The following is a 16,351-nucleotide window of genomic DNA, read 5'->3' on the forward strand; positions in this document are numbered from 1 at the left end:
AAATGCGAAAATTGTTCTTTGGACTACTGGAAAGAAAGTGGGGAGTCAATAGCAACTGAAAAGTATTGTACAAAGTGATAAACGACAAACAATTCAAGATTGATGATAAATTAATCAAGTTTTACATGACATCAAAAGCGTACTAGCGAGGAGAAGGTAGACAATTAATAAAGTTTACCGAGGATTAATCGAAAGAAAAAGGTCACTTCTATTAAAAGTGACCAGGATGCTTAGTTATGCTTTATTAAAACTCTAGGGGATTAGGTGTTTATTCAATTTTATTGAATTGTAATATTTCCTTTATATGTTGCAAAGTAAATACCTGCATCAGGATCGTATGCATAATCAAATCTTGTTAGGTATCCTGCGTATTTAAAATCTCCATCCCATTCAACATGATAAATTTGTCCAGGTGGAAACGTTGAAGTTCTTGTATTAACTGTGACATATTTAGTATACACAGCAGCTGGACTAACATTGTCTATACTAGTAGAGTTTTGAACAACGTTGATTTCGGCTGCTGAAACATTACCTGATGGATAGATGAAAAATGAAACAAGTAAAGCTGAGAGTAGAGCAAAACCAAAAATGCGACCTTTAATTGTTTTTACCATTATTATTCCTCCATTCTAGTATAATCCCCTAGTAATTTACATTTAAACATATATTGGTATTTATAGCAACGAATGGTGGTCGTTGGTTATGAAATTGATTAAAAAGTAGGTGTTACACATGCATTATGAGTGGTTAAAGAACTATCGATAATTAGCAGATTAATTTGTACATAGAATAAGCGTTAATCTCAAAAAAATCTACATAACATACTTTTTATATTTTCATAAATTTCTCCTTGCTAAAGAGCGAATGTTTGTTCTAATATAAATACAAACAAACGTTCCGTAGAAGGAGAGGTCAAAATGGCGAAAATATATAATTTTCCAACTAAAGCATTTCGAGATATAACAAAGGAAAGAGTTGATGTTGTAACTATTGCTTCTGGTTTTATGGGTGGTGTTGTAAAGGTATATGAATGTGAAGGGACAGTCATTATTCATAGTGAAAATAAGAAATCCAGCCATGCTAGTATTTCAAATGATCTTGGTCAGGTTAAAGAATGGGAGATTAGATATGCAATAGAACATATATTAAAAAGAGGCATTACAGAAGTGAATATAAAAGTTAGTAATACAGGAGTTGTTCATATTCGGAATAAAGATATTAATTCACTTTCTCAGTAAAGTCAGGTCACTTATAAAATAATATGAGTACTGGTTATATCGTTAATGGTCTTTTTAAAACGTAGTTTGCAACTATCCCTTCGACTGTTAGAGACTTTTAAATTTGTTCCAGCTAACTCTGTTAGCAAGTAATTATCAACTTGTTTGGAATGATCATGTACAAGAAATAACAGGTCAATTGGAGTTAGATATTTAAAAGATATTGTTCTGTAAAGTTATTTAACTTTTAGAGGTTTTACAAAGAATGAAATGAACATAACAGAAACCCCTATAGCAATGAATAGTATTGCAACAGATTTATTTGAAATAAATGAATTGTATTCTAGGGCACCTGTTAATCTCGCTGATCCGATTGAAAGCGATAAGATGCCTAAAACAAATATGATATGTCCAATTTTAGAAGGTGTTTCCATTTTATAACAACTCCTTATATTTAGGTAATAACTTACAAAAGGATAACATGATTAGGTAATATTTGAAAATATGGTTCGGTTTGATTATTGCACAATAGGAGTATTTGAGGTTGATGGAGGAAGTACAAAAGTGCGAAAGTCAATATGGGCTGTCAGTAAATTATATGAATTTATTATAAAGGGGTATATTTTATGAAACCATTTATGTTACGTCATAAACTGGGTTGGCTACCTAACAAATTAGAGTATCGCAGAACCTATATCACAGGTTTTAAAGGAGAAATAGACAAAAGTTATACTTTCATTCTAACAAAGAATAGTAAGTATGTAAGATTAGTAAATAACAATAAAGAAATGGTTGTTAGGAAAAGAGAATTAAAGAGATATTTCAAGGATGGTTGTTTACAGTTTCTAACTACACAATATGAGGAACATGCTTGAAAGATATGGAATGGTAAACGTTTAACTTTTTTCTTTTTTGGGTTTAACAAAGTAAGAAATGAACATAACAGAAACGCCCATAGATATGTATAGTAGTGCAACAGATTGATTTGGAATAACTGAATCATATTCAAAGAAACCAGATAATCTTCCTAATCCAGTTATCATCAAAGTAATGCCAAAAATAAATATGATATATCTATTTGTAGAATGTATTTTCAACACAAAACAACCCCCGAGGCTTCCTAATAATTTATATAAGGATAACATAAAATGGTAAATATTTCACTATTCAGATTGAGTCAATATACATTATGAATATGTAAAATAAACACGTTCACTTGTACGTGTATGTCAGAAACGAGCAATTGATACAACTAATCATAAAGGCTTTCAAATCAAAGTGACAATAATGTTAGCTTAAGCAATTAATTGTCACCTTTTACGATGGTTTAAAGATACATTTTTTCTTAACATAGCTTTATAAGCTATAAAGGAGAGAATGTCTTGAATATATTAGAAATAAATAATGATTTATTTAGAATGCTTAATAGTTTAGGAAAAGAATTTCAATTCTTCAATTTACCAATGATTATTATTGCTAAATACACAGTTATTTTCTTAGCTATTTTTGTTATTCTGTTCTGGTTTACCAAAGATAGAGAAAATAAAATAATGCTCATGTGCGCAAGTATTACTTTCGTTTTAGCTGAAATTATAGGGAAATTTGCAGGGTTATTACATTTTAATCACCAACCATTTGCTGTCCTTTCGAATACAAATCAGTTGATAGAAAAAGCAATAAATAATTCATTTCCAAGCGATCATACCATATTATTTTTTTCATTCTGTATGTCCTTTTGGTTATTTAAAAAAGGAAAATGGATTCTATGGATTTTGCTTGCTATATTAGTCGGAATTTCACGTATTTGGGTAGGAGTTCATTATCCATTAGATGTAATGGTAGGTGCTCTTATTGGAATTACTTCTGCAATAATAATTTACTTTACACTTCCGAAATTAACACTAATAGAAAATGGAATTACCAAATATGAATCCATTGAAAAAGTAATTAGAAGAAAATTCCATAAAACAAATCTAATGTAAAACAATATTAAAGGTCACGTCTAAAATTAAAGTGTACCCTTTACAAAGGGTACACTTTATATGGGTTGTGGCTTTTTCTTTTGCTTTGAAAACTGCATCAAACAGCCAAAACGCTTTGAGTTGAGAGGGCAGAGTTTGGTGATATTTTGAAAGTGGAATTTATAGAAAATTGTTCCAATTTATTATCTCTCAGATTATGATTTAGTGGGAGGTTAAATAATGTCAGATAAAATTTAAAACATTTTTATTGGAATCATATTTTTTGTTGTCCTAATTTTAGGGACATCATTCGTAATTGATACAATAATGATCGATGGATTAAATGTTGATAATGGACTTATAGGTAGTATAGTGGGTGGGATAATAGGAATGGTAGGCGTAATTGTAACTACTTATTTCATTATCGAAGCAAACAAAAAATCAATGGAGGATTCGTTAAAAAAACAAGATAAGCAGGCAAGGGATAGAGATTACATTGCATTAATCCTTACCAAAGCATAGGAGTTGAACCATGAAATTATAAAATCTACTCAAATCTACAAAAAAATAATGGATAATTTCAGAATTACTAAAACACACCAAATCTTAATTAACACATATGAGGATAGATTTTCTTTAAAACGTAAAGATGACGGAATTTATGATATGGCTAAAAGGGATTTAGTCGAAAACAATCTGAAACTCGAAAAACTGCGAAACGAATTAACAGTTTGTTTAAATACTTTAATTATAAAAAATATTTACATCGGAATTTTATCCGACCAAATTAATGGTTACGAACATACAGTTAATCGGAATATCGAAATAATAATTAATAGTTTAGATTCGATAGGTAATTTAAATGAACTAGAAGAAACGTTACGATGGCATAATAAGTATTACATAAAGGATTCAAATAAATTACTAAAAGATTTGAATGATTTGTTGTAGAAAAACTGAGCGAATTAAGAAAAGGCGTAAGTTGAATACTTTACTAATCAAAAAGGGTTGATTTCAAACAAATTTTTCTAATAGGAGCGTGTAAAATGAATTTAAAAGAAAAGTTGATAGTAATAAAAGAAAATGGGTACCAAGTACCTCCCGATAGATTTCAGTTGATACTAGAAATGATAAATAACATTGGCTCTTTGGATGCCCAACTACGTGATGAGCTAATTTATACAACCTTATCACACTGGATTCCTGATAAATCTCTCACCGCAAACGAACTAGAACAACTTTTACCGGTTGTTTTGGATAAAAACCATTTGCTTTTTAAGCTTGGTGAAACAAATACAGACTCTGTCTTCACTCGGTCTTTCTCCATGCTAGTCATACCGCTCCTCTTAACGAGGCATAGAGAATCACCATTTCTCTCAAGAGAGCAAATTCATCACATAAAAGAGAAAGTATTTTACAATGTACAAGAAGAGCGAGATTACCGTGGGTATGATGAAGAAAAAGGCTGGGCTCATGCCATAGCCCATGCAGCAGATGCTTTAGATGATTTGGCTCAATGTTCCGAACTGGATAAAAGCGACCTCTTAACTATCCTCGATTTGATTTACGAAAAGATGACTATAACAGAGCGAATTTACTCCGATGGGGAAGATGAGAGAATGGTCAAATCCATAATTAGTGTTTTAAATAGAAAAATACTTAGTCAGACTTGTGTAGAGCAATGGATTCAAAGTTTTGGTGATGTGGAGAAAAATTCAGAATTTCTCCCTGCCTTTAAGCAAAAAAATAATATAAAGAACTTTTTGAAAAGTTTATACTTTCGAGTTAAATTTTACAAAGCGGATGCCGTTCTCTGCTCCACTATCGAGCAGACATTATATAAAGTAGAAAAAGTATACTATTCCTAATTTTAAAAGTGTCGAATAAAAAAAAGAATATCTTCATAATGAATTACTCTCTTGGTAGTTATTTGTAATCATAAAAAAGTATTATTATAGTAGAATGTTGTTTGTATATTAAAAAATAAAAATGCCACAGATTGTGACAAAGAAATACTATTAACTTTAAAGGAATTCATATTGTTCTTTCCTTATAATAATACCTGCCAAAACCTTCATGTTTTACATTTTACAAATTGGGGTACACATTTTACAAAAAGTCCGCGTATCCCAGTTTGTACCCCACATCGTACCCCAGTTAAATACACTTAGATACACTTCGTTAGACAGGTATAGAAACCTTCATTAATACAAAACCTTGATATTATGCACATCAAAAAATTAAAAACATCAGGATAGAAACCAAGGTCATAAGTTATGCTTATCAAAAAAGATAATATTAATGTAATTTACTTATGAATATAAATGCGCTATCATGGGTATTGGAGAAAAGATGCTACACATTTTTAAAGCCTTTTCAAAAAGATATATTAGGGGGATCCGCAAAATGGCACAAGGTAATTTACACAACAGCCGTGCATCATTCGAAGTGAATGGTAAAACTTACAATTACTATGACTTAGCTGCGATTGAAAAAGCTGGCGTTGCAAAAGTTTCAAACCTTCCTTACTCAATTAAAGTATTATTAGAATCTGTTTTACGTCAATATGATGCGTATGTAATTAAAGAAGAACACGTAAACGAATTAGCAAAATGGGGTAACGGTGCTGACCCAGAGGCAGAAGTACCATTCAAACCTTCTCGTGTTGTATTACAAGACTTTACTGGTGTACCAGTAGTTGTTGACCTTGCATCTCTTCGTTCTGCAATGAAAGAAATGGGCGGCGACCCAAGCAAAATCAACCCTGCTATTCCAGTTGACCTTGTAATTGACCACTCAGTACAAGTTGACAAATATGGTAATGCATCTGCATTACAAGCAAACATGGACCTAGAATTTGAACGTAACGCTGAGCGTTATAACTTCTTAAAATGGGCTCAAACTGCTTACAATAACTTCCGTGCTGTACCACCAGCAACAGGTATCGTTCACCAAGTAAACTTAGAGTACTTAGCTCCAGTTGTACACGTAAACGAAAATGCTGACGGCACATTCGAAACATTCCCAGATTCAGTAGTAGGTACTGACTCTCATACAACAATGATTAACGGTATCGGCGTTCTTGGATGGGGCGTAGGTGGTATCGAAGCTGAAGCAGGTATGCTTGGTCAGCCTTCATACTTCCCAATTCCAGAAGTTATCGGTGTTAAATTAGTTGGCGATCTTCCAAACGGAACAACTGCTACTGACTTAGCATTAAAAGTAACACAAGTATTACGTCAACGTGGCGTAGTTGGTAAATTCGTTGAGTTCTTCGGACCTGGCGTATCTAAATTACCACTAGCTGACCGTGCGACAATCTCTAACATGGCTCCTGAATATGGTGCTACATGTGGTTACTTCGCAATCGACGAAGAATCATTAAACTACATGCGTTTAACTGGTCGTGACGAAGAGCACATTGCGGTTGTAGAAGCTTACTTAAAAGCGAACCACATGTTCTTCGATCCAACATTAGAGCCAGTTTACACAGACGTTTTAGAAGTAAACTTAGCTGAAATCGAACCAAACCTTTCTGGTCCTAAACGTCCACAAGACTTAATTCCACTATCTCAAATGCGTTCTCGTTACAAAGAAGCAGTAGTGGCACCACAAGGTACACAAGGTTTCGGTTTAACAGAAGATGAATTCGAAAAAACTTCTGTAGCGAAATTCGCTGAAGGCGATGTAGAAATTCCAACAGGTGCTGTTGCGATTGCTGCGATCACTTCTTGTACAAATACTTCTAACCCATACGTATTAATTGCTGCGGGCTTAGTGGCGAAAAAAGCTGTAGAAAAAGGTCTAACAGTACCGAAATGGGTAAAAACTTCTTTAGCACCAGGTTCTAAAGTTGTTACTGGTTACCTTGAAGATTCAGGTTTACAAACATACCTTGACCAAATCGGTTTCAACACTGTAGGTTACGGTTGTACAACATGTATCGGTAACTCAGGTCCATTATTACCTGAAATCGAAGAAGCAATTAAAGCAAATGACTTATTCGTAACTTCAGTTCTTTCTGGTAACCGTAACTTTGAAGGTCGTGTACACCCACTTGTAAAAGCTAACTACTTAGCTTCACCACCACTTGTTGTTGCTTACGCACTTGCTGGTACAGTGGATATCGATCTACAAAAAGATTCATTCGGTAAAGACAAAGATGGTAACGAAGTATTCTTCGCTGATATCTGGCCATCAACTGAAGAAGTTAATGCAGTATTAGGTACTGTTGTTAACCGTGAATTATTCCAAAAAGAATACGAAACTGTATTCACAGCGAACGAAAAATGGAATGCAATTGAAACATCAACTGAGTCTCTATACACATTTGATGACAAATCAACTTACATCCAAAATCCACCATTCTTCCAAGGTCTTGCAAAAGAGCCAGAAGCTATTAAAGGCTTAGACGGCTTACGCATTATGGCGAAGTTCGGTGACTCAATCACAACTGACCATATTTCTCCAGCTGGTGCAATCGGTAAAGATACACCTGCAGGTAAATATTTAATTGAAAACGGTGTTGCAATCCGTGACTTCAACTCTTACGGTTCTCGTCGTGGTAACCACGAAGTAATGATGCGTGGTACATTTGCAAACATCCGTATCCGTAACCAAGTTGCTCCTGGTACAGAGGGTGGATTCACTACTTACTGGCCAACAGGCGAAGTAGAGTACATCTATGACGCATGTATGAAATACCAAGAGCAAGGTACTGGCTTAGTCGTACTTGCTGGTAACGACTACGGTATGGGTTCTTCTCGTGACTGGGCTGCGAAAGGTACATTCCTACTTGGCGTGAAAACTGTTATCGCACAATCTTACGAGCGTATCCACCGTTCTAACCTAGTAATGATGGGTGTTCTTCCACTTCAATTTATGCCAGGTGAATCTGCTGATACATTAGGCTTAACTGGTAAAGAAGAAATCTCTGTTAACATTACTGACAACGTAAAACCACGTGAAATCTTAACAGTAACTGCTAAATCTGAAGACGGCACAGTTAAAACTTTCCAAGCTTTAGCTCGTTTCGACTCAGAAGTAGAGGTAGACTACTACCGCCATGGTGGTATCCTACAAATGGTTCTACGCGCAAAAGCTGCTGAGTAATCATCACCATAAAAACCGATCTCTTAGGAGGTCGGTTTTTTATTTATTAAGAGAGTGTTGGATAGAAGTGACCAAAATATGTATAAATAGCACCAAATGACGGATTTAATGGATAATTATAATTTAATTTCCAATGAACCTAGCATTTTTCCAATTCTTTCGCTAAAATTAATAGGTAAGCATTAAATTTACATAAACGGGGGACGATTGATTATGACAAAGAAAAAACATAAGTTTTATACAGCGGCAACAGCTGCAATGGCGGTTACTGCTGTTGCGGTAGTACCTGTATCGGCGGCTAGTCCATTTTCAGATGTGAGTGAGGATTATGCGCATTTTAATAGTATTTCTACATTGCATGCAGCAGACATCATTAATGGTTTTCCAGATGGTACATTTAAGCCTTCAAAGGATGTGACACGTGGACAGGCAGCAAAGATGATAGCAAGTGCTTTTCATCTAACTACAACGGATACGGCTGTCGAGAATCCGAATTTCAAGGATGTTGACTCATCTAGCCCATACTATAAAGCGATTGTTACATTAGTTAATCTTGACGTTGTACAAGGCTATGAAGATGATACATTCCGTCCAGATGACACTATTACTCGTGGTCAAATGGCAGTAATGGTAGCAGAGGCTGCAGGTTTAACAGCAGAAGGTAAAAGTCCATTCACAGATGTACAGCAAGATAGTCCATTTGCAGATGCAGTAACAGCTCTATATGAGGCAGGCATTGCGAAGGGTGTTACTGCCACAGAATTTGGTGTAGATAAAAATGTTACTCGTGGTCAGTTAGCAACATTTATTGTGAACGCATTAGGCTTAGCTGAGGATACACAGCCTACAACAGAAGTAAAAGAGGAAGAGCCTAAAGAGGAGCAAGTAACAGAAGAACAACCTACTACAACAAAGGATAGTGCTTTGTTAGAGGAAGTATTTACGAAAACATTAGCCAAGCAAAAAGAGCTAAAAAGCATGAAGGCTACCATGACGATTTCTCAGACAGTAGAGGCAAACGATGGTAAGGAAACCATGAAAATGGATTCTAAAGGCAACATGAAGATGGAAATTGTTACAGAGCCAATGCAATTCTTTGCTGATGGTTCAATGGCTTTAACAGATCCAACAAGTGGTGAAGCGATTAATTTGCCAATTAAAATGTATATGACGGCTAAAGATGGTATGTATATGTATGAGGCAGAACAAAAGGCCTGGGTAAAGTTCCCGAAACAATTATTTGAAGATGTACTGAGCCAAACAGGGATGCAGCCAGATGCAACTGAACAATTGGAGATGCTACAAGCATTTGCCGAAGATTTTACATTAGTAGAATCAGCAAACCGTTATGAATTAACATTAAAAGGCTCTGGCGATAAATTCACAGAGCTAGTGAAGCAGCAGCTTGGCGCAATGGATTTAGGAATGGAAGCGGATCTAGAGGCACAATTAGGCAATATTTCCTTTGATGGTCTCACATATAAATTATTGATTAATAAAGAAACATTCGATGTAGAAGAAATTGCTATGGACATGACATTAAAGATGCAAGTAGAAGGCAATTCGATCAAAACAAGACAGCAAACAACGATCAAATATCATGATTTCAATGCGGTAACGACAATTACGATTCCAAAAGATGTGCTAGACAATGCAAAGGAAATGGATTTGAGTGCATCAGAAACAGCACCAGTAAGTAAATAATACAAAAAGTAGGTTTATGCCAAGTATATTGGTATAAGCCTACTTTTTTTATGCTTTAGTGGAAGCCCATTAATTCTTTTACTTTCGCTGTGTTTGGAGCAGATGTTAGAGTTTCTAGTAAGCGAAAGGCAACATCAAAGGCTGTTCCTGGATTGGAGGAGGTGATGATATGATCAGTTTGTACAATGCGCTCGTTGACAATTGCTGCGCCATAGCTCTTTAGCTGTGCTAAACGTTTACTTGTTGGATGATTATAGGTTGTTGCTTGACGATGCTGAAGAATTCCACTGTGGCCTAAAATAAGAGAAGCTACACAGATTGTTGCAATCGGTTTTTTCTGTTCATCAAAGTGACGAACGACTGCCTGAAATTCCTCGCTAAACGCATCCTCATAAAAACCGGCTTCCTCAAAGCCTCCAGGAATCGCTAATGCATCAAAATCCTCTAATACAATTTCATGGAGCAATTTTTCAGGAGTGACTTTAAAATTCCAGGTGCATTGCAGCTGTTCATGCAGGCCGACCGTAACCACATCTGTTGTACCATCACCTTCCCACTTATTCCAGCCGAGCACATCAGTAAAGACGCTTGCCTCTACCGCTTCAAAGCCATTTGCTAATAGTAACAATATTTTTTTCATGTTTGATTTGCCTCCTTTATTGATATTATTGTAAACAAAAGGGAGAAAAGCTTACATACGTTGTATAATGGATTTTAGGTAAAAAACTTTATATGAAAAGGTATTATGTCATAAATAATTTATTTAGAAAGGTGAAGGACCATGGATCATATTGATACACAAATATTACAGCAGTTACAGCAAAATGCCAAAATCTCTATGAAGGAATTAGCCACTACCGTTCATTTATCCTCTCCTGCCGTTATTGAAAGAATCAGAAAGCTAGAGGAGCAGGGTGTGATTGAGGGCTATCATGCAAAGGTAAATCTGAAAAAGATGGAGCGTACGATTGAAGCCATTATTTTATTTAAGTCCATTGATTGTAAAAGTCTTTCTTCATTTTGTAATGCTCATCCTGATGTTTTGGCATGTTATCGAGTGGCTGGGGAAATTAGCTATATTGTTAAATTAGCGACCTATTCAGTAGAAACATTAGAACAATTTATTGATGCGGCTATGCCCTATGGCACACCTTCTACTAATATCGTGTTATCTTCAACGGAAAAACAAGTGATTACACCATTTGCTGACAATGATTTGGAGTAAATGACAAAAAAAACAAACCTCGAAGCCGTGAGCACCGTTTATAGGGTAGAGAGGAGGAAGAATGTTGCTAATTCATGAACTGGAACGAATAATGGAACAGCATACAGAGAGGCTTATTCGTCTTGCCTTTTACTATGTGAGAGATTTACAAAGTGCTGAAGATATCGTACAGGATGTCTTTATTAAGTTCTATGATAATCAGCAAAACTATGAGGAACGTGGGGAGCTAAAGGCGTATTTATCGAAATTAGTTAGTAATCGAAGTAAAGATTATTTACGTAGCTGGACCTATCGGAAAATTCAAGTGCAACAGAAGATTTTTCCGCAGCAAACCGTTATGAGAAGAGATATGCTTGTACAGCAAGATGAACGTACTTTGATTGAAAATGCGATTCTAGCTCTCCCTTTCAAACAGCGAGAGGTCATTATACATTTTTATTTTGAAGAAATGCCTGTGGTAGACATTGCAGAGCTGTTAACGATTCCTGAAAGCACCGTCAAAACAAGGCTACGTCGTGGGCGAGAGTTATTGAAGCTACAATTACAGCATGTTGAATGGGAGGTGCTCCTGCATGAGTAAAATGGATGCACGCGTAGTAAGGGATTTATCAGAAAGTAAAAAGCGTGTGATGACAAATGTGGTTCAGCATTTACAGCAACGCCAAGAAAAAAAATCTGCAAAACGCTGGCCATATGGTGTTTTGGCTATGATTTTAAGTGTCTGCATAGGGCTGTTTATATATCAGCAATATAATGAACAACAACAGCAAGCTTCTACTATTCCACCCGTATTAGATGAGCGGATTTTAGAGCTATATTTACAACTTGATTCTTTTATGAACGGAAAGAATCGTTTATATAAGGCAAGCTTTGATAACTTTTTATATTTTGAATCGACCTTTGCTTATGCGCAATCGAAAAAACTAGTACCTACACAAGAGCAAGTAGATAAGGCACTCGAACAGTTCATGGAAGAGTGGAGCTATGAGGATGATACTCGGCCAACTTATGATAAGCTTCTGCAAATGTTGCAAGTCACAAACGAAGGGTTTATAGAGAACTATGGCAAGCCAATTGCCTATAAAATGGCTACATTTGACTTGTTATGGGAGGCAAGCCAAGCCGATTATAAGGATGTAAGTAATCCCATTCGTACATGGCTTGTCGAGCAAGAAGCCATGAATTATTTAGAACAACATTATCATAAAGACATTGCTTCCTTACGAGAAAAATATAAAATCCCTGAAAAGGACAGCCAAATGAAGCTCATCAGAAGTGGAACCGTCTTAGCGATCAAGGAACATGAATTTTTAGTTGTCTCAGGCGTATTGGCTAGCGAGGTTGGGCAAAAATCTGTCGATGAATTAGTGCAAAAACATAGTAATGGTACATGGTTTCCTCTAGTGGATGTCCCGAAAACACTATCAGTTGGTGATCGAGTAGAAGTTCAATATAGACAGTCGATTGGGAACGATGACGCTCAGCCATTCATTGATTATAAGGATATCGTAGAAATGAAAATAGTAAAGGAATCTCCCTAACAAGAAGCTAGACATTCTCGTGCTATTCAATAGTAAAACATTGCTGAAGAGCTTTTTGATTCAAACCATTCAACAGCCACAATATGCTGATCTCCATCAAAGTATTGCCACTTGTCTCAACGAAATTTTTTAAGATTGTCCACCGTTGACAGACAATTGGTAATTTGCTAAGATGAAGGACAATAAAAGCATACAAATTCGTTGATGAGAAAGAGTAGTGTTTCACTTTGTTCTACAGAGAGCCGACATTTGGTGGAAGTCGGTGTGCAGGTGTTACATGAAAATCCTCTCTGAGAAGATTAGCTGAATGGAGTAAGCTAATCCGGGTGTCTACCGTTAAAAAGAACACGTATGATTGTACGTTGCTGAGTGCTATTGGCCATCGTGTCAATAGAATTAGGGTGGTATTCGCGGTTAACCCCGTCCCTTTTCCTTGGGACGGGGTTTTTTGTATGCCTTTTATACAAATTTGCTTGTATAGGAGGAACTAATATGCAGAAAGAACAAAAGAAAGAAACAACGGTTGAACGAGAAACAAGGATTCGTACATTATGGGCGCAAGAAGGGACCTTTGCAAAATCTGTAAGTAATCGTGCTGAACAGCAGCCCTTTGTATTTTATGAGGGACCCCCAACAGCGAATGGTTTACCACATGTTGGCCATGCATTTGGTAGAACCATAAAAGATGTGGTGGCACGTTATAAAACAATGCAAGGCTATTTAGTTGAACGCAAAGCAGGTTGGGATACACATGGGTTGCCTGTGGAATTAGGGGTAGAAAAGGCATTAGGAATCTCAGGAAAGCAGGAGATTGAGAACTATGGGGTGGAGCAATTTATTCAAGCATGTAAGAAGAGCGTTTTTACCTATGAGCAAAAATGGCGTACTTTTACAGAGCAGCTTGGCTACTGGCTTGACATGGATGATCCTTACCTAACATTAAGTAATGACTATATTGAATCTGTGTGGCATATTTTAAGCCATGTTCACAAGGAAAAACTGTTATACAAAGGACATCGCGTTTCACCTTATTGCCCTAGCTGTCAAACTTCCTTAAGCTCTCATGAGGTGGCACAGGGCTATAAGGATGTTAAGGATTTATCCGTTACTGCAATGTTTAAGCTAGAGGATCGAGACGAATATATCTTAGGCTGGACAACGACGCCTTGGACATTACCAGCCAATGTAGCCTTGGCTATGAATCCTGCTCTTCGATATGTCCGTGTAAGGCATGCAAACAGCATCTATATACTAGCTAAATCGTTGGTATCAAAGGTTTTTTCAGAGCCTGTAGAAATATTAAGTGAGCATGACGGACAGGAGTTTGCAGGTGTTTCCTATCTATCACCATTTTCCTATGTAACCGTCGATAAAGGGCATATCATTGTCATGGCAGATTATGTGACAGAGCATAGTGGAACAGGAATTGTACACATAGCGCCTGCTTATGGAGAGGACGATTATAAAACGGTGCAGCAACATGGCTTGTCCTTTGTCAATGTAGTTGATCTTAAAGGCTGTTATACAGAAGCGGTACCTGAGCTTGTTGGACGATTTGTGAAAGATTGTGATGTCGATATCATTAAAATGCTTGCAGCAAATGAGCTTTTATTTGCTAAAGAAAAATATGAGCATAGCTATCCACATTGCTGGCGCTGTGATTCACCATTATTGTACTATGCAACAGATAGCTGGTTTATCAAAATGTCGGCATTAAAAGAGCAGCTTTTACAAAATAATCAGCAGGTGACATGGTACCCTAGCCATATTAAGGATGGACGATTTGGCAACTTCCTAGAAAACTTAGTGGATTGGAATATTAGTCGTAATCGTTATTGGGGGACACCACTCAATGTGTGGATTTGTCAGGATTGCAATCATGAGGAGGCACCTAACAGTGTTGCAGCGCTACAACAATTAGCCAAAGGAGCTGTCAATGAACAATTAGAGCTGCATAAGCCATTTATAGATGACATTGTCTGTACCTGTCCTGTCTGCCAGGGCAACATGAAACGTACGCCTGAAGTTATCGATGTTTGGTTTGACAGTGGCGCGATGCCATTTGCCCAACAGCATTATCCTTTTGAAGACGTAGCGAACTTTCATCATCTGTTTCCAGCAGATGTGGTCATTGAGGGCATCGACCAAACGCGAGGATTTTTCTATAGCTTATTAGCAGTATCGACCTTGTTTACAGGAAAACCACCTTATAAAAATGTGCTCTCGTTAGGGCATGTACTCGATGAGCATGGACAGAAGATGTCCAAAAGTAAAGGCAATGCATTAGAGCCTGTTGAGTTAATCCAGGAGTATGGAGCAGATGCTCTACGTTGGGCATTTTTAGTTGATAGCTCACCATGGAATCCAAAGCGTTTTTCGAAGAAAATTGTCTTAGATGCGAAATCTAAGCTAGTGGATACACTCGACAATACGTTTAAATTTTATGACATGTATGCCCAAATCGATAACTTTACGTATGATGCTACAAATACAGGTACACGTTCACAGCTAGATCATTGGATATTGTCCCGCTTACATCACACTATCCAGCTTGTCACAACCTCTATGGATGATTATCAATTTACACAGGCTACAAGGGAAATTGGTCAATTGGTGGAAGAGTTAAGCAATTGGTATATACGTCGTTCACGTGCTAGATTTTGGGCAAATGGAATGACAGCAGATAAACGAGGTGCATTTAGCACACTTTACGAGGCTCTGACATCCATTTGTCAATTAATAGCACCGTTTACACCTTTTATAGCAGAGGATATCTACCGTCAACTATGTGGAAAAAGTGTTCATCTTGAGGAATATCCAATATTCGACGATCAACTAGTGGATGTGAAGCTTGAACAAGAAATGGCAACGGTCTTAACAGTTGTCGAACTTGGACGTAGCATTCGCAATAGTCAGGGAATAAAGGTCAAGCAGCCTTTAAGTGAACTCATTGTTGCCCTAAAAGGTGAACTGTCGGATTACCAAGCCTATAGCGAACTCATTCAGGATGAGTTAAACATCAAAGCTTGTAGATGGACACATGATTTTTCAGCCTATGAAAGCGTGCATTATAAATTGAATTTTAAAACAGCGGGAGCGGCATTTGGACCAAAGGTTCATCAAGTAAAAGAGTATGTGTTGTCATTAACAGAGGAAGAGAAACAAATGCTACAACATCATGAAACTGTGGATCTCATGATGGACGGTCAACAGCTAACATTATTAAGAGAACATGTAATAGCTGAATCAATCGTCAAGGACCATTATATTTTAGCGGAGGATAGCACTCGCCGTGTCTTGATGAATGCTCAACTTACAGAGAGCTTACTACAAGAAGGGCAAATACGAGAATTGATTCGTACTATACAAGATGCACGAAAAAAATGGCAGCTACCAGTGGCACAATATGTATCGATTGCCTTTAATGGTAGTGCAGAGGTACTTTTCATGATTCAGCAGCACGAAGCTTTATTACAAGAAAATGTATTAGTTAAAGCTATTCATTATGGTGAGCAATGGCCTCATGCAAAATCCATTGAGACGGCATTGTTTAATGAAAAGCTCACTTTATTTGTTTCTCTATAAAAGAAA

Annotated in this window: 15 protein-coding genes and 1 other annotated feature; of the genes, 11 read left to right on the forward strand and 4 right to left on the reverse strand. The window is 36.6% G+C overall.

The annotated features are described in order from the left end of the window. Positions 1-278: 278 nt before the first annotated feature. A complete protein-coding gene (locus HXV90_RS03465; RefSeq protein ID WP_054550262.1) occupies positions 279-614 on the reverse strand; it encodes a hypothetical protein in 336 nt (111 codons plus the stop codon). Between the two features lie 303 nt (positions 615-917). Between HXV90_RS03465 and HXV90_RS03470 the strand changes: the two genes are divergently transcribed. After that, complete coding sequence (locus tag HXV90_RS03470) at positions 918-1,238, forward strand: DUF1827 family protein (RefSeq protein WP_048392662.1); 321 nt, start codon at positions 918-920, stop codon at positions 1,236-1,238. A gap of 215 nt (positions 1,239-1,453) precedes the next feature. On the opposite strand, the gene HXV90_RS03475 is transcribed toward HXV90_RS03470, so the two are convergent. Continuing rightward, positions 1,454-1,651 carry a hypothetical protein gene (locus HXV90_RS03475; protein ID WP_066037317.1) on the reverse strand — a complete coding sequence of 66 codons (198 nt, stop codon included), beginning with the start codon at positions 1,649-1,651 and terminating at the stop codon, positions 1,454-1,456. A gap of 192 nt (positions 1,652-1,843) precedes the next feature. Here HXV90_RS03475 and HXV90_RS03480 point away from each other — a divergent pair, with 192 nt between their 5' ends. Further along, positions 1,844-2,092, forward strand: coding sequence for a hypothetical protein (locus tag HXV90_RS03480; RefSeq protein ID WP_269898396.1), 249 nt, complete (start codon positions 1,844-1,846; stop codon positions 2,090-2,092). Positions 2,093-2,113: 21 nt separating this feature from the next. On the opposite strand, the gene HXV90_RS03485 is transcribed toward HXV90_RS03480, so the two are convergent. Continuing rightward, positions 2,114-2,317, reverse strand: coding sequence for a hypothetical protein (locus HXV90_RS03485; RefSeq protein WP_231595622.1), 204 nt, complete (start codon positions 2,315-2,317; stop codon positions 2,114-2,116). A gap of 282 nt (positions 2,318-2,599) precedes the next feature. Between HXV90_RS03485 and HXV90_RS03490 the strand changes: the two genes are divergently transcribed. The 5 genes from HXV90_RS03490 to HXV90_RS03510 all read left to right on the forward strand — a co-directional run bounded on the left by HXV90_RS03490 (position 2,600) and on the right by HXV90_RS03510 (position 9,994). Further along, positions 2,600-3,199, forward strand: coding sequence for an undecaprenyl-diphosphatase (locus tag HXV90_RS03490; protein WP_269898397.1), 600 nt, complete (start codon positions 2,600-2,602; stop codon positions 3,197-3,199). 369 nt (positions 3,200-3,568) lie between these two features. Next, on the forward strand, positions 3,569-3,700 hold the full coding sequence (locus HXV90_RS03495; protein WP_269898398.1) for a hypothetical protein: 132 nt from the start codon (positions 3,569-3,571) through the stop codon (positions 3,698-3,700). A 524-nt stretch (positions 3,701-4,224) separates the two neighbouring features. Then, complete coding sequence (locus HXV90_RS03500; protein WP_269898399.1) at positions 4,225-5,046, forward strand: DUF2785 domain-containing protein; 822 nt, start codon at positions 4,225-4,227, stop codon at positions 5,044-5,046. Positions 5,047-5,584: 538 nt separating this feature from the next. Then, a complete protein-coding gene (gene acnA / locus HXV90_RS03505) occupies positions 5,585-8,290 on the forward strand; it encodes an aconitate hydratase AcnA (protein ID WP_048393126.1) in 2,706 nt (901 codons plus the stop codon). 213 nt (positions 8,291-8,503) lie between these two features. After that, complete coding sequence (locus HXV90_RS03510; RefSeq protein WP_269898400.1) at positions 8,504-9,994, forward strand: S-layer homology domain-containing protein; 1,491 nt, start codon at positions 8,504-8,506, stop codon at positions 9,992-9,994. A gap of 55 nt (positions 9,995-10,049) precedes the next feature. On the opposite strand, the gene HXV90_RS03515 is transcribed toward HXV90_RS03510, so the two are convergent. Beyond that, positions 10,050-10,634, reverse strand: coding sequence for a DJ-1/PfpI family protein (locus tag HXV90_RS03515; RefSeq protein ID WP_269898401.1), 585 nt, complete (start codon positions 10,632-10,634; stop codon positions 10,050-10,052). Between the two features lie 141 nt (positions 10,635-10,775). Between HXV90_RS03515 and HXV90_RS03520 the strand changes: the two genes are divergently transcribed. The 4 genes from HXV90_RS03520 to ileS all read left to right on the forward strand — a co-directional run bounded on the left by HXV90_RS03520 (position 10,776) and on the right by ileS (position 16,345). After that, on the forward strand, positions 10,776-11,219 hold the full coding sequence (locus tag HXV90_RS03520) for an Lrp/AsnC family transcriptional regulator (RefSeq protein ID WP_048393120.1): 444 nt from the start codon (positions 10,776-10,778) through the stop codon (positions 11,217-11,219). Positions 11,220-11,283: 64 nt separating this feature from the next. After that, positions 11,284-11,799, forward strand: coding sequence for a sigma-70 family RNA polymerase sigma factor (locus tag HXV90_RS03525; protein WP_081011042.1), 516 nt, complete (start codon positions 11,284-11,286; stop codon positions 11,797-11,799). Then, positions 11,792-12,760, forward strand: coding sequence for a DUF3221 domain-containing protein (locus tag HXV90_RS03530; RefSeq protein WP_269898402.1), 969 nt, complete (start codon positions 11,792-11,794; stop codon positions 12,758-12,760). Before HXV90_RS03525 ends, HXV90_RS03530 begins: the two co-directional genes overlap by 8 nt. A gap of 192 nt (positions 12,761-12,952) precedes the next feature. Beyond that, positions 12,953-13,191, forward strand: a binding site (T-box leader). Between the two features lie 61 nt (positions 13,192-13,252). Next, entirely contained in the window at positions 13,253-16,345 is a 3,093-nt protein-coding gene (gene ileS, locus HXV90_RS03535) for an isoleucine--tRNA ligase (RefSeq protein ID WP_269898403.1), read from the forward strand. The last annotated feature ends 6 nt before the right edge of the window (positions 16,346-16,351 follow it).

Source organism: Lysinibacillus sp. JK80 (assembly GCF_027557635.1).
Lineage (GTDB): Bacteria > Bacillota > Bacilli > Bacillales_A > Planococcaceae > Lysinibacillus > Lysinibacillus capsici.

What these genes read in the sequence shown, in the direction of transcription:
- HXV90_RS03530 (WP_269898402.1), top strand. Translation starts at nt 11,792, where the DNA reads ATGAGTAAAATGGATGCACGCGTAGTAAGGGATTTATCAGAAAGTAAA.
- HXV90_RS03475 (WP_066037317.1), bottom strand. Translation starts at nt 1,651, where the DNA reads ATGGAAACACCTTCTAAAATTGGACATATCATATTTGTTTTAGGCATC.
- HXV90_RS03495 (WP_269898398.1), top strand. Translation starts at nt 3,569, where the DNA reads ATGGTAGGCGTAATTGTAACTACTTATTTCATTATCGAAGCAAACAAA.
- ileS (WP_269898403.1), top strand. Translation starts at nt 13,253, where the DNA reads ATGCAGAAAGAACAAAAGAAAGAAACAACGGTTGAACGAGAAACAAGG.
- HXV90_RS03510 (WP_269898400.1), top strand. Translation starts at nt 8,504, where the DNA reads ATGACAAAGAAAAAACATAAGTTTTATACAGCGGCAACAGCTGCAATG.
- HXV90_RS03470 (WP_048392662.1), top strand. Translation starts at nt 918, where the DNA reads ATGGCGAAAATATATAATTTTCCAACTAAAGCATTTCGAGATATAACA.
- HXV90_RS03480 (WP_269898396.1), top strand. Translation starts at nt 1,844, where the DNA reads ATGAAACCATTTATGTTACGTCATAAACTGGGTTGGCTACCTAACAAA.
- HXV90_RS03515 (WP_269898401.1), bottom strand. Translation starts at nt 10,634, where the DNA reads ATGAAAAAAATATTGTTACTATTAGCAAATGGCTTTGAAGCGGTAGAG.
- HXV90_RS03465 (WP_054550262.1), bottom strand. Translation starts at nt 614, where the DNA reads ATGGTAAAAACAATTAAAGGTCGCATTTTTGGTTTTGCTCTACTCTCA.
- HXV90_RS03500 (WP_269898399.1), top strand. Translation starts at nt 4,225, where the DNA reads ATGAATTTAAAAGAAAAGTTGATAGTAATAAAAGAAAATGGGTACCAA.
- acnA (WP_048393126.1), top strand. Translation starts at nt 5,585, where the DNA reads ATGGCACAAGGTAATTTACACAACAGCCGTGCATCATTCGAAGTGAAT.
- HXV90_RS03520 (WP_048393120.1), top strand. Translation starts at nt 10,776, where the DNA reads ATGGATCATATTGATACACAAATATTACAGCAGTTACAGCAAAATGCC.